13 protein-coding genes are annotated in these 13,532 nt (G+C 68.6%); all 13 read right to left on the reverse strand.

Annotated elements, in window-relative coordinates; translation table 11 throughout:
* Position 1: 1 nt before the first annotated feature.
* Entirely contained in the window at positions 2 to 949 is a 948-nt protein-coding gene (locus JHW45_RS04500; protein ID WP_272859750.1) for a tetratricopeptide repeat protein, read from the reverse strand.
* Positions 946 to 1,479: a peptidoglycan-associated lipoprotein Pal gene (gene pal / locus JHW45_RS04505; protein WP_272859751.1), complete on the reverse strand. Its 534-nt coding sequence runs from the start codon at positions 1,477 to 1,479 to the stop codon at positions 946 to 948. The genes JHW45_RS04500 and pal overlap by 4 nt, the downstream gene beginning before the upstream one ends.
* A gap of 39 nt (positions 1,480 to 1,518) precedes the next feature.
* The gene (gene tolB, locus JHW45_RS04510; RefSeq protein ID WP_272859752.1) at positions 1,519 to 2,838 is read right to left on the reverse strand and encodes a Tol-Pal system beta propeller repeat protein TolB; all 1,320 of its coding nucleotides are present in this window, start codon (positions 2,836 to 2,838) and stop codon (positions 1,519 to 1,521) included.
* A 60-nt stretch (positions 2,839 to 2,898) separates the two neighbouring features.
* On the reverse strand, positions 2,899 to 4,803 hold the full coding sequence (locus JHW45_RS04515; RefSeq protein ID WP_272859753.1) for a hypothetical protein: 1,905 nt from the start codon (positions 4,801 to 4,803) through the stop codon (positions 2,899 to 2,901).
* A 3-nt stretch (positions 4,804 to 4,806) separates the two neighbouring features.
* Positions 4,807 to 5,259: an ExbD/TolR family protein gene (locus JHW45_RS04520; RefSeq protein ID WP_272859754.1), complete on the reverse strand. Its 453-nt coding sequence runs from the start codon at positions 5,257 to 5,259 to the stop codon at positions 4,807 to 4,809.
* 4 nt (positions 5,260 to 5,263) lie between these two features.
* Positions 5,264 to 5,959, reverse strand: a complete 696-nt coding sequence (gene tolQ, locus JHW45_RS04525; RefSeq protein ID WP_272859755.1) for a protein TolQ — start codon at positions 5,957 to 5,959, stop codon at positions 5,264 to 5,266.
* Positions 5,960 to 6,071: 112 nt separating this feature from the next.
* The gene (locus JHW45_RS04530) at positions 6,072 to 6,779 is read right to left on the reverse strand and encodes a sulfotransferase-like domain-containing protein (RefSeq protein WP_473087556.1); all 708 of its coding nucleotides are present in this window, start codon (positions 6,777 to 6,779) and stop codon (positions 6,072 to 6,074) included.
* 20 nt (positions 6,780 to 6,799) lie between these two features.
* Positions 6,800 to 7,201 (reverse strand): tol-pal system-associated acyl-CoA thioesterase, encoded by a 402-nt coding sequence (ybgC, locus tag JHW45_RS04535; protein ID WP_272859757.1) that lies wholly within the window; start codon positions 7,199 to 7,201, stop codon positions 6,800 to 6,802.
* Positions 7,202 to 7,280: 79 nt separating this feature from the next.
* Complete coding sequence (locus tag JHW45_RS04540) at positions 7,281 to 7,856, reverse strand: hypothetical protein (RefSeq protein ID WP_272859758.1); 576 nt, start codon at positions 7,854 to 7,856, stop codon at positions 7,281 to 7,283.
* A gap of 133 nt (positions 7,857 to 7,989) precedes the next feature.
* The gene (locus JHW45_RS04545; protein WP_272859759.1) at positions 7,990 to 8,631 is read right to left on the reverse strand and encodes a CoA transferase subunit B; all 642 of its coding nucleotides are present in this window, start codon (positions 8,629 to 8,631) and stop codon (positions 7,990 to 7,992) included.
* 1 nt (position 8,632) lies between these two features.
* A complete protein-coding gene (locus JHW45_RS04550) occupies positions 8,633 to 9,337 on the reverse strand; it encodes a CoA transferase subunit A (RefSeq protein ID WP_272859760.1) in 705 nt (234 codons plus the stop codon).
* A 140-nt stretch (positions 9,338 to 9,477) separates the two neighbouring features.
* Positions 9,478 to 12,213: a type I DNA topoisomerase gene (gene topA, locus JHW45_RS04555; RefSeq protein ID WP_272859761.1), complete on the reverse strand. Its 2,736-nt coding sequence runs from the start codon at positions 12,211 to 12,213 to the stop codon at positions 9,478 to 9,480.
* A gap of 149 nt (positions 12,214 to 12,362) precedes the next feature.
* A complete protein-coding gene (dprA, locus tag JHW45_RS04560; protein ID WP_272859762.1) occupies positions 12,363 to 13,520 on the reverse strand; it encodes a DNA-processing protein DprA in 1,158 nt (385 codons plus the stop codon).
* Positions 13,521 to 13,532: the final 12 nt, after the last annotated feature.

The following is a 13,532-nucleotide window of genomic DNA, read 5'->3' on the forward strand; positions in this document are numbered from 1 at the left end:
CTCATTGATATTCGGCCATGTCGGCTGCCGCCTCGGGGTCCAGATCGCCGAAATCGACCGGGCCGCCGTTCAGTGCCGGGTCGGGGTCCGCAAGGCCCAGATCGGCCCTGCCGCAATCCAGCACCGTCATCCGCCGTTCGGCCTCGGCAGCGGCGTCGTGGCCGGGAAAGCGGGCCGGGATCTCGGCCAGATACAGGCAGGCGGCGGTCGGATCGCCGTCGGCCGCGATCACGCGGGCGATGCCCAACAGGCTTGCCGGCGCGTGCGGTCCGTCCGGCGCGGCGGCAAAGCCTTCAAGCCATGCGGCCGCCGCCGCGCGCGGATCGCCGGCGCTGTCCAGCGCCGCACCGCGCAGATACAGCGCCTCGGCGGTCAGCGGTCCGCCGGCATGTCTTTCGGCGACCTGCCCGAACAGAGTTGCCGCGCGCTGAAACTCGCCCGCGTTCAGCGCCGCGTTGGCCAGATCGAAATCGGCCTGTTCGGCGGCGGTGGTGGCCGCGCCGTGGTCATCGGTGGCCACATTGGGCGCAGGCTGCGCCGGCGCCACCTGCGGCGATGCGGCCCCACCCGTGGCCAGCCCGCCCAACTCGGGCGTCGTCAGCGCGCCCAGATCGCAGGTCTCGTCCATCTCGCACAGGCGAAACTCGATATCGCCGATCCGGCGGGTGCCATCCTCGACGATGCGGTTGATGCGGTTCTGCAACTGTTCGATCTGGCCGGTCAGCCGCGCCAGCTGGCTTTCCATGCCGTTCATGCGGTCGATGGCGGTGTCGCCGCCCGCCGCCTCGAACCCGGCGGCGCCAGAGGCGATCAACTCGCCCCGCAGCGATTGCAGGTCGGTCCGCAGGGTCGACAACTGCGCGCGCAGATCGGCCAGTGTCGGCTCTTGCGCCGCGACCGGCAGCGCCAGTGCGGCAGACATCAGCAAGGCGGCGACTGTCCGGATCACGACCCCGCCCCGGTTTCGCTGACCACCGTGACGACGCGGCGGTTCTTGGCATAGCACGCCTCGTCCGAACAGGTCTCGACCGGGCGTTCCTTGCCAAAGCTCAGCGTGCGGACGCGATCGGCGGACACGCCCTGCGCGATCAGATATTCCTGCACCGCCCCCGCGCGCCGGGCGCCCAGGGCAAGGTTGTATTCGCGGGTCCCCGTCTCCTCTGCATGGCCTTGCAGCACGGCCGAGAAATTGCCGTGCCGGTTCAGCCATTCCGCCTGACGGCCAAGCGTCGCGCGGGCCTCGGGCGTCAGCGAGGTCTGGCCGGCCGGGAACAGCACCGTGTCGCCGACCTGCGTGCTGAAATACTGCGCCGAGGCTTCGGCCCCCAGTGTGCCGCCCGCCAGATCGCCCTGATACAGGGCGCCGGCGCCGGAACTGGCATAGGGATCGACGACCTGCGGGGCCTGCGGCGCGGGCTGGGCGCAGGCCCCCAGGGCAAGCAGGCAGACAGCAGAGACGGGCTTCATCCAGGCTTTCATCGGGGGCATCCTTCGGGCGCTTTTCGTCAATCGGCTTTCTTACGGCATCAGCGGACCCCAAGACGGGTCCGAAGCGGCAAAGTCAAGGTCAAGCGGCCGCATGTTGCGGCCGGTGATGTCCACGGAATGCAGGCGGGGCTGACCGTTTCCGCCCGGCGCCACGCGGGTGAACATCACGACGCGGCCATTGGGCGCCCAGGTCGGACCCTCGTCAAGGAAAGATTCCGTCAGGTCCTTTTCGTCCGAACCGTCGGTGCGCATGACCCCGATATGGAACTTGTCCCCGACCTGATGGGTATAGGCGATCATGTCCCCCTTGGGCGACCAGGCCGGCGATCCATAGCGACCCTGCCCGAAACTGATCCGCGTCGGCTCGCCGCCGTCAAGCCCCACGATATACAGCTGCGGCGTGCCCGACCGGTCGGATTCGAACACGATCCGCCGGCCATCGGGGCTGAAGCTGGGCGAGGTTTCGATCGAGGGCGAGGCGGTCAGGGCGCGTTGCGCGCCGGTGGCCGCATCCATCAGGTAAATGTCGGTATTGCCGCCCTTCTCAAGCGAATAGACGATCCAGCGCCCGTCCGGGGAATAGCGCGGCGCGAAGGCCATGCTGTCGCCCCCCTGCGTCAGCGGCCGAGAGGTCACGCTGGCCACATCCATCACCCTGATCTGCGGAAAGCCGCTGTCATAGCTGACATACAGCAGCGATTTGCCGTCGGGCGAGAATTGCGGCGCCAGCACCAGTGACGAGCTGTCGGTCATCCACAACGGATTGGCGCCATCGTAATCCATCACCCCGATCCGCTTGATCCGGGCGTTCTTGGGGCCGGTTTCCTGCACGAAGGCCACGCGGCTGTCGAAATACGGCCCCTCGCCGGTCAGCCGGGAATAGATCTGGTCGGCGATCTTGTGGGCGGCCCGGCGCCAGTCGCCGGCGCGCGCGTCGAACTGCATCCCGTCGCCCTGCGGCTGACCCGCAAAGACGTCGAACATGCGGAACTTGACGCTGATATTCTCGCCCTCCTGCATCACCTCGGCGGTGACCAGGGCCTGGGCGTTGATGGCGCGCCAGTCCTCATAGGCGATGGCGTCGGTGAAGGCATCGGGCCGGGCGATCTGCGCATCGGCCGGAATCTCGCGGAACAGCCCGGTGCCGGTCAGATCGGCGGCGACGACATCGCGCACCTTACGCGCCACCTCGTCATCGCCGAAGAATGGCGGGATCGCGATCGGCATCGGCTCGACCACGCCATCGGTGATCTCGATGCGCAGCGGCCCGTCCTGCGCCAGCGCGGGCGGGGCGGCAAAGGGGGCGGCGGTCAGCCCAAGCGTCAGGGCAATCGTCAGGGTGCGGAACATGTCAACCTCTCTAACCTTATCTGCGGCGGCGCGAAAGACGGGGATCAAGCCTGTGCGCCATCAGTCGAACCCGATGCCGTCGGGGCGGAAATCCACGATCACCTCGCGCCAGCGTCCGTATTTTCCGGGCGGCAGGTCGTAACCCGCGCGCCCGCAGATGATGATCGCGCGGCGCGCGACATCGAATGCATTGCGCGCGGCGGCTTGCGATCCGCCGCGCTGATCGACCAGGCGCAGGCTGGCCGGATCGGGCCGGCCATCCGGCATCATGCGGAACTCGACCGAAATATCCATCCGCGCCGCCTCCAGCGACAGCGAGCCCAGGTTCCAGCATTGCTGGATCGCGGATTTGAACCCCTCGCGTTCGGAAAGCGAAAGGGGCTGGCCAAGCGGCGCAGCCCCCATCGTGTCGGTCTCGGTCTGCGACCGCTGATCGGGGTCGGGCAGGGGGGTCGGCGTGATCGGCACCGGGTTCAGTTGCAGCGGCGTGGGTTCGGGTGCCGCCTCGGGTGCCGCGCCATCGCCGCCCTGCGAAGGTGCCCCCGACAGCGCCCCCGACAGCGCCGCGGCCAGCGGGTCCTGCGCCGCCGACGCGCCGTCGCCGCCTTCGATCTGCTGGCGGTTGCCGCCGGCCGTGTCGCCGGTCGAGGCCGTGTCCTGCCCCTGCGCGCCGGCATCTCCGTCCTGCGCCTCGCGCAGCGCGTCCTGCAAGGCCTGCTGATCGGCGGCGTCACGCTCGGCCGCCTCACGTTCTGCCGCTTCGCGTTCGGCTTCTGCCCGGCGTTCTTCTTCCTCGCGGGCGGCGCGTTCGGCCTGCTGGCGCTGTTCTTCCTCTTGCGCGGCCCGCTCTTCTGCGGCGCGACGCTCTTCCTCGGCCCGTGCTTCTGCCTCCGCCGCGCGGCGCTCTTCCTCGGCCCGCGCTTCCGCTTCGGCCGCGCGGCGTTCTTCCTCAGCCCGCGCTTCCGCTTCGGCGGCACGACGTTCTTCTTCGGCGCGCGCGGCGGCCTCGGCTTCCCGGCGCTGCTCCTCTTGCCGCGCCGCCTCCCGCGCCTGACGTTCTGCCTCTGCCTCTGCCTCTGCCTCTGCCTCTGCCTCGGCGCGGCGGGCGGCTTCGGCTTCGCGGTCGGCCCGTGCTGCCTCTGCGGCCTCTTGCCGGGCGCGCTCGGCTTGGGCCTGACGCTCGGCCTCGCGCTCGGCGGCCCGACGCGCGGCCTCGGCCGCCTGCCGTTCAGCCTCTTGCCGCGCGGCGTCCTCGACTGCCTGCCGCTGTTGCTCTGCCTCCTGCTCGGCGGCTTCGGCGGCGGCGCGGGCGGCGGCTGCGGCTGCCTGACGTGCGGCCTCCTCTTGTGCGGCGATGCGCGCCTCATACGCCTCGACCAGACCGTCGGGGCGGTCCAGCGGGCGCGGCGAGACGTCCAGCGCCAGCGCCGAACGTGGCGCAACCGGTTCGGCGGCGTCGTCCTGCACCGGCGCGGCGGGGCGCGAGGGCGGCAGGACGGCAGAGGGGGCGACCGTGGCGGCGGGCGTCTGCGGCGCGGCTTCGGGGGCCTGCGGTGCGGGCGCCGAATCGGGCAGGTCGCTTGCCACATCGACCGGTTGGCCGGCCTCGAAATCGCTCAGATCGGGGCGGGCCTCGGGCGCGGTGTCGGGCTGGGCCAGCGGCTGCGCCGCGTCCTCGGCATCGGGTGCGCTTGTGTCGGCGGGGGCCGCGCCCGCGCTGTCTTCGGTGGCGGGGGCGGGCATGGCCGGCACGGCGGTCGCCTCGTCCGCGACCGGTCCGGCCCCGCGCGAGGCGGCGGCATAGGCCTCGAACTCGGCCCCGCTCATCGTGGCGACTTCCGTCGTGCGCACGGGCATCGAGGGTTGCGGACGAAGCAGCACGCCGCCCAGAAGCGCCCACAGGATCAGCGCGACATGCGCGATCCCCGAGATCCAGTAACCGGTGCGCCCCTCGCGTTCCTCCATGGATCAGCCATCCATGCGGGGGCCGCCGGTGTCGGTGACCAGCACGATATCGGTGTATCCGGCGGCGTTCAGCGCACCCATGACCTGCACGACCCGCGCATAGGGGATGGTGCCGTCGGCGCGCAGGAAGATCTTGTCGCTTTGGCGTTCCTGCAACACGGCGCGCAGCCGTCCGACCACCTCGCCGTCGTCCACGGGTTCGTTCATCAGCGTGATCGCGCCTTCGGCCGGGATCGACAGCACCAGCGGTTCTTCGGGTTCGGACGGCACCGCGGTCGCGGCGGTTCTGGGCAGGTTCAGCGGCACACCGGCGGTCATCAGCGGCGCGGCGACCATGAAGATGATCAGCAGCACCAGCATGACATCAACGAAGGGCGTGACGTTGATTTCCGACATCGGCGCGTTGCGCCGCCTGCCGCGCCCCTTGCGCCTGACCCTCTGGACGACATCGGCCATCGGCTCAGCCCTCGCTGTCCAGCTGCCGCGACAGCAGGGTCGAGAATTCGTCGGCAAAGGCTTCCCAGTTACCGACCACGCGTTCCGCATCGCCCGACAGCTTGTTGTAGAAGATCACCGCCGGGATCGCGGCCAGCAGGCCAAGCGCGGTTGCCAGCAGCGCCTCGGCGATGCCCGGGGCGACGACGGCCAGGCTGGTGTTTTGCGACATCGCGATCCCCTCGAACGCGTTCTTGATGCCCCAGACGGTGCCGAAAAGCCCGATGAAGGGCGCGGTCGAGCCGACCGTGGCCAGAAAGGACAGGCCGCGAAACAGCCGCGTTTCCTCGCGCTGGATGGCCACGTTCATGGCGCGGTCGATGCGCGGCACGCCGCCGGGGATCAGCGCGCCGTCGCCGCGATGGCTGCGCCGCCATTCGGTCATGCCGGCGGCGAAGATGCGTTCGGACGCGCCGGTGGGGCGGTCGCCCAGACGGTCGTACAGATCGTCCAGCGGCTCGCCCGACCAGAAGGCGCGGTCGAACCGGGCGGCCTCGCGGCGGGCGGCGGCGAAGGTCAGGAATTTCTGGATGATGATGGCCCAGGACCAGAACGACGCGACGATCAGCAGGATCATCACGATCTTGACCGTCAACGAGGCGCGCACGAACAACGCCACAAGCGAGAAGTCGAGGGCCTGCGCGGCCTGAATGGGTTCCATCGTCACTGCCTCATCGTCCCGAGCGCCGTTTTCCGGGCTTCTAGCCTGTCTCTAGCAGGGGTTTTACCCCCCTTCGCAACACAATGCTGTCAGATAATCGCGCGAATTTCATTCATTCGATGCGCAATCTGTGCGCCGCGATCGCCTCGTAATCGGGGCGCAGGATGCGTGCCAGCCGCGCCAGATCGCCATCCAGTTCCGGCAACGGCCCTTCGGGGCCCGCAAACCCGGTCGAGGCGTTGACGGCGTCATACCAGACCGCGCCCCAGATCCCGTCCTCGGGCCTTGGGCCCTGCGGCCAGGACAGCATGCGCGGGGTCCACGCGATGCCGATGGCCTTGCACAATGCGCGCAGCGCGCGGGCCGGGTCGCGCCGGATATCGGCGCTGTCGATCACGACCGGCGCCGGGCCGCGCGCCGCCATCGCACGATACATCTGCCACTGACGCGCAAAGCCCAGCTCTTCGGGGTCGGGCAGCCCGCGCTTGGCCGCGAACGAGGCCGCGACGCGTTCGGGTTCGCGGATCAGGAAGACATTGGTGACCCGTTCGGTCCAGTCCAGATCCATGCAGGGCAGCATGTGCTGGACCATGTGTTTCTGATACTGGATCGGCCGGTCCACCGGATCGGTGGTCAGCGACGGCACCACCTGGCGCCAGTCGGCGGGCTGGCTTTCGATCACCGCGTCGCGCATCGGGTGGGGCAGGCCGGTCTGCCGCAGGTAATGGGCATAGAACGGCTCGTCCACGCAGGCGCAGTCGCCGCGCGCGGCAAAGCTGCGCATCATCGCGGTGGACAGGTTGCGCGGCCCCGACCACATGGCGATGCGGCGCGTCCCGCTCACGGGCGATCCCGCCGCAGCGCCGAGGCCACGGGCGCGGGCAACCGCACCGGACGTCCGCGACCGTCCAGGCAGGCGACCGTGACGCGAGCGGTGAACAGCGTCTCATCGCCCCGCAGCACCGCCTGATCCATCACCACCCGCGCGGCCGTCAGGGTCTGCAACCGAGTGACGATTTGCAGCAGATCGTCGAAACGGGCCGGACGCAGGTAATCGGCCTCGATCCGGCGGACGGCGAAGACATGGCCGGATTGGGCCTTCAGACGCATCTGATCGACGCCCATGTCCCGCAGCCATTCGGTGCGGCCGCGTTCGATGAATTTCAGATAGTTGGCGTAATAGACGATGCCCGCAAGATCGGTGTCTTCGTAATAGACGCGCAGTTCGATCGCATGGCTCATGGGCCGCATCCTAGGACGGTGGCGGGGCTGCCGCAATCGCCGGCCGGCTGCCGGGCCTCGCGCGCGCGGTCATTCGCGATCACTGCCGCGTCATGCGCGCCGCCAGCCGCAGCGCGTGGCTGGGATCGGTGGCCGCGACCGGCAGGACCGGGTCATAGGCGGCGCGAATCAGCGCCGCCAGATCGGCCGACGGCGTCACCTTGCGCGCGAAGGACAGGGCGCTGCCGGTCACAAGCGTCTCGGCCAGTTGCGCGGGATGCGCGTCGGCCAGGGCGCCGCCCATGCGCACGAAGACCAGACAGGCGCGGATGCCGCCATCCTCGTCGAAACGGAACAGCCGATACTGATCGGCCGAGCTTCCCCGCAGCCGCGCGGGCAGATCGGGCAGCCCCGTCAGCCGGTCCAGATCGGGGATGCCGGCCATCTCGTCCCAGTCGCGCATGAAGAACAGCAGCAGGTTGCTGCCCATCTCGGGGTCGGTGTCGGCGACCGGATGCCCGGCATGGGCAAAGCCCGCACGGATTGCGGCGCGGAAGATGGGCAGCGTCTCATCCGCCAGCCCGAAGATCACCGGCGCGGCCGGCCGGTTCCAGCGCGCGCACAGGAAAGAGCCGTCTGGACGGGTGAACAGGGCGGCGATCTGATCGGCGGTCATGCGGGCCTGCGTCCCTGAACTGAACTGCGACACCGACCGCACGAATACGCCCCGCCGGACCCTCCGGCCTTCGGCACCAAGCCGCGAAAGCGGCGACGACATGCCCCGCCGCCCTGTCGCCCGAGGATGCGGTCTAGTTGACGATGGTGGCCTCGGTTGCCTCGCGGATGTCGTCCTCGGTCACGCCATCGGCGGTCTCGACGATTTTCAGCCCGCCCTCGACCACGTCCAGAACGCCCAGATTGGTGATGATCCGGTTCACCACGCGCTTGCCGGTCAGCGGCAGCGTGCATTCCTTCAGCAGCTTGGATTCGCCGGCCTTGTTGGTGTGGTCCATGACCACGATGACGCGCGGCACGCCCGCCACCAGGTCCATGGCGCCGCCCATGCCCTTGACCAGCTTGCCCGGGATCATCCAGTTCGCCAGATCGCCATTCTCGGCCACCTCCATCGCGCCCAGGATCGCCGCCGCGATCTTGCCGCCCCGGATCATGCCAAAGCTGGTCGCGCTGTCGAAATAGGACGTGCGGTTCAGTTCGGTGATGGTCTGCTTGCCGGCATTGATCAGGTCGGGGTCTTCCTCGCCCTCATAGGGGAACGGCCCCATCCCCAGCATGCCGTTTTCGGATTGCAGGGTGATGTCCTTGTCGCCGACATAGTTGGCCACCAGCGTCGGGATGCCGATGCCCAGATTGACATACCAGCCGTCTTCCAGTTCCTCGGCCGCGCGCGCGGCCATCTGGTTGCGGTCCCAGCCTTTCAGTTCCGTCGCCATGTCAGGCCTCCTCGCGCTTGCGGGTGGTGCGCTGTTCGATACGCTTTTCATGCTCGCCCTGAACGATGCGATGCACATAGATGCCGGGCAGGTGGATGCAGTCCGGGTCCAACTCGCCGCGCGACACGATTTCCTCGACCTCGGCCACGCAGATCTTGCCCGACATGGCCGCGGGCGGGTTGAAGTTGCGGGCGGTCTTGCGGAACACCAGATTGCCGGTGTCGTCGGCCTTCCACGCCTTGACGATGGCCAGATCGGCGACGATGCCGCGTTCAAGGATGTATTCCTCGCCGTCGAAGACCTTGACCTCCTTGCCTTCGGCGATCTGCGTGCCGACGCCCGTCTTGGTATAGAAGCCCGGGATGCCGGAACCGCCGGCGCGCATCCGTTCGGCCAGCGTCCCCTGCGGGTTGAATTCCAGTTCAAGCTCGCCCGACAGATACTGGCGCATGAATTCGGCGTTCTCGCCGACATACGAGCTGATCATCTTGCTGATCTGGCGCGTGTCCAGCAGCTTGCCCAGCCCGAACCCGTCGACGCCGCAATTGTTGCTGGCGATGGTCAGATCCTTGACGCCGCTGTCCACGATCGCGTCGATCAGCAATTCGGGGATGCCGCAAAGACCAAACCCCCCGGCCGAGATGAACATTCCGTCATGCAACAGCCCGTCAAGGGCCTCGGTCGCATTGGCATAGACCTTTTTCATCGGTCCTCCCCTCATCGATGCTGGTTTGGCAGAAGTCTTGGCCCGCAGGGCCGACAGTGTCAATCGCAGGCCCGAGTGTTAGCGCCAAGAGTCGCCGCCGGCCCTGCGACGGCGCGCCTTGCCGGGCGACGCGGCGGCCTTCATTCAACCTTCTTCTTCGCCGCGGGTTTTTTCGCGGCGGTCTTTGCGGCCGTGGTTTTCCTGGCCGTCGTCTTCTTCGCGGCCGGCTTCTTCGCGGCCGTCTTCGACGCCGTCTTTCCCGTTGCGGTCTTGCTGGCAGCGGGTTTCCTTGCGGCCTTCTTCGGCGATTTCGCCGCCTTGGCCGCGATCAGTTCCAGCGCCTGTTCGCGGGTGATCTCATCGGCAGAGACGTCGCGCGGCAGGGTCGCGTTGATCTTGTCCCATTTCACATATGGGCCATAGCGGCCGTTCATCACCTGGATCGCGCCGCCATCGGGATGATCGCCCAGTTCTTTCAACGGCGCGGCCGTCGCGCCGCGTCCGCGTGTCTGCTTGGCCGCCAGAACCTCGACCGCGCGGTTCATGCCGATGGTGAAGACCTCGTCCACGTCGGACAGGTTGGCGTATTTGCGGTCATGTTTGACATAGGGGCCGTAACGCCCGATCCCCGCCTCGATCATCACGCCGTCTTCGGGGTGCGGGCCGACCGGGCGCGGCAGGGACAAAAGCTGCAACGCCTTGTCCAGATCCATCGCTGCCGGGTCCCAGCCCTTGGGGACCGAGGCGCGGGGCGGCTTCGGGACGTCTTCGGTTGCCTCGCCGCGCTGGACATAGGGGCCGAAGCGGCCGGATTTCAGGCTGATCTGATCGCCCGCGTCGTGGCCCAGCACCCGGTCGCCCACCGGCTCCTCTCCGTCGGGGGCCGACAGCGGGCGGGTATAGCGACATTCGGGATAGTTGGAACAGCCGATGAACGCGCCGCCGGATCGCGCGGTCTTCAGGTTCAGCCGGCCCTTGCCGCACAGCGGACATTCGCGCGGGTCGCCGCCATCGGCACGCGGCGGATACAGATGCGGGGCCAGCGCCTCGTCGATGGCGTCCAGCACCTCCGAGATGCGCAGTTCCGACGTGCCTTCCAGCGCCTTTGAAAAATCCTTCCAGAACCGGCCCAGCACATCGCGCCAGATCAGATCGCCGGCGCTGATCTCGTCCAGTTCGTTTTCCAGATCGGCGGTGAAGTCATAGCTGACATAGCGCGGAAAATACTTGACCAGGAACGTCGTCACCAGCCGTCCCTTGTCCTCGGGGATCAAACGGTTGCGGTCCTTGCGGACATATTCGCGGTCCTGGATCGTGGTGACGATGCTGGCATAGGTCGAGGGGCGGCCGATCCCCAGCTCCTCCATCCGCTTGACCAGCGTCGCCTCGGTATAGCGGGGCGGGGGCTGGGTGAAATGCTGCCGGGCCGCGGCGCTGGCGGCGTCGTTCATCAGTAATCCGGGGGCGGCGCGCTGGCCGGTGGGCGCTGCGGGGGCCTCGCCGTCCTTGTCGCGCGCCTTGCCGAACTCGGCCTCGAAGGCATGGGCGACCGGCGTTGCGGCCTCGCCCTCGCGGATGGCGGGCAGGCGGGCGCCGTCCTCACCCTCGTCATCGTCGCGGCCCTGGTCATAGACGCGCAGGAAGCCGTCGAACAGCATCACCTGGCCGGTTGCGCGCAGGCCCACCTGCCGATCAGGGCTTTCGATCTCGACCGTGGTCCGTTCCATCCGCGCCGCCTCCATCTGGCTGGCGATGGTGCGTTTCCAGATCAGGTCATACAGCTTGCGCTGATCCTCGGCGCCCAGCTTCAGCCGGTCGGGCGACTGCATCATGTCGGTCGGGCGGATGCATTCATGCGCCTCTTGCGCGTTCTTTGCCTTGTTCTTGTAGATGCGCGGGGATTTCGGCAGATAGCTGTCGCCGAATTTCGCCCGGATCGTGTCGCGCGCGGCCATCACCGCCTCGGGCGCCATGTCGATCCCGTCGGTCCGCATATAGGTGATCAGACCCGCCTCATACAGGCGCTGCGCGGTGGACATGCAGGCCTTGGCGCCCATGCCCAGCTTGCGGCTGGCCTCCTGTTGCAGGGTCGAGGTCATGAAGGGCGGCCACGGATTGCGGCTGGCCGGTTTCGCGGTGACGCCGGTGACGCGCAGATCGCGGCTGGACAGCGCGCTGACCGCCATTGCCGCCTTTTCCGCCGTCGGCAGATCGAAGCGTTCCAGCTTCGCCCCCGCCAGCGAGACAAGCTGGGCATCATATTCATCCCCGCCCGGCGTCGCCAGACGCGCGTGGACGGACCAGTATTCGCGGGCCTTGAACGCCTCGATCTCCATCTCGCGATCGACGATCAGGCGCAGGCAGACCGATTGCACCCGGCCCGCGGATTTCGCGCCCGGCAGCTTGCGCCACAGCACCGGCGACAGGTTGAAGCCGACCAGATAATCCAGCGCGCGCCGTGCCAGATAGGCATCGACCAGCGCCTGGTCGATCTTGCGCGGCTGCTTCATCGCCTCGCTGACCGCGGATTTGGTGATCGCGTTGAAGGTGACGCGGTTGACCTCGCTGCCCTTCTTCAGTGCGGGGGCCAGCGCCTCCAGCAGGTGCCAGGAAATCGCCTCGCCCTCGCGGTCGGGGTCGGTGGCCAGGATCAGGTTCGGATCGTCCTTCAGCGCGTCGCGGATCGCCTTGAGGTGTTTCTTGCTGTCGCTGGCCACCTCCCATTTCATGGCGAAATCGTCGTCGGGATCGACGCTGCCATCCTTGGGCGGCAGGTCCCGGACATGGCCGAAACTGGCCAGCACGCGGTAATCGCCGCCGAGATATTTCTCGATGGTCTTGGCCTTGGCCGGGGACTCGACGACGACGACGGGCATCTGCACCTCTGGGGAACGCTCAATGGGGCGGCAACATGGGTGCCGGGCGGCAGAGTGTCAACGGTCGGTCTCAAGGGGCGGCGTGGGGGGACGACGACAGGCGGAACGAATATGAGCGGGCCGTCGCCCACGCCACCGCCGCCCGCGCGTCAGGTCAGGGCGACGCGCCCGCCGGCAAGGCGGGTCAGCCGGCCTTCCAGTTCCAGCGACAGGATCGCCGCGCTGACACTGGCTGCGGGCACGCCCAGGTCGCGGATCAGGTCGTTCTCTTCGGTCGGGCTGGGGGTCAGGCGCGACAGGATCCGCGCCTCAAGCTGCACCGGACCTCCGGCATCGCGGGGGACGGCGTGTCGGGCGCGCGGCGTCGCCGCAGCCGGGCGCGGGGCCGGGGCAGCCGGGGCTGCGATCTCTCCCCGCTCGGCCAGCGATGCGATCACGTCGGCGGCATTGCGCACCAGCAGCGCGCCGTCGCGGATCAGGTGGTTGCAGCCGGCGGCCCGCGCATCCATCGGATGACCCGGCACCGCCATCACCTCGCGCCCCTGATCCAGCGCGTTCCGCGCGGTGATCAGCGTGCCCGAGCGGTGCGCGGCCTCGATCACCACGACGGCGCGCGACAGGCCCGAGATGATTCGATTGCGCGTCGGAAAGTGCCGCGCCGCGGGTTCGGTGCCCGGCGGCTGTTCCGAGATCAGCGCGCCCTGTTCGGCGATCTGCGCGGCCAGCACGACGTTTTCGGCCGGATAGATCACATCGACGCCGCCGGCCATCACCGCGATCGTGCCGGTCGGCAGGGCGGCGTTATGGGCGGCGGTATCGACGCCGCGCGCAAGCCCCGCGACGACGGTAATGCCGCCTTCGCCCAGCCCCGCCGACATGCCCCGCGCCATGCGCAGGCCAAGCGAGGAGGCGTTGCGCGCGCCGATGACCGCGACCGGGTTGCGCGACAGCCATGCCGGATCGCCCCGCAGCCAAAGCACCGGCGGCGCACCGTCGATCTGGCGCAGCGCGTCCGGATACAGCGCCGAATCGCAGCGGATCAGACGCGCCCCCAGCCTGTGGCCGGCCGCCAGTTCGGCCGCAGCGGTCTGTTCGGGACAGATCTCGTAATCGCGGACCCCGGCCTGCGCCGCAATCTCGGGCAGCGCGTCCAGCGCGGCACCGACGCTGCCATGTTCCGCCACCAGGCGATGGAACGTCGCCGGCCCCACCCGGCGCGAGCGGATGAGGCGAAGAAACGCCAGATCGTCCTCCTTCGCGGTGGCCGGGGAATCGGGGTTGTCGAAAGGAAAATGACCGGTATCCATGCTGCCTCCGCC

It is taken from the genome of Paracoccus stylophorae (genome assembly GCF_028553765.1).
Lineage (GTDB): Bacteria > Pseudomonadota > Alphaproteobacteria > Rhodobacterales > Rhodobacteraceae > Paracoccus > Paracoccus stylophorae.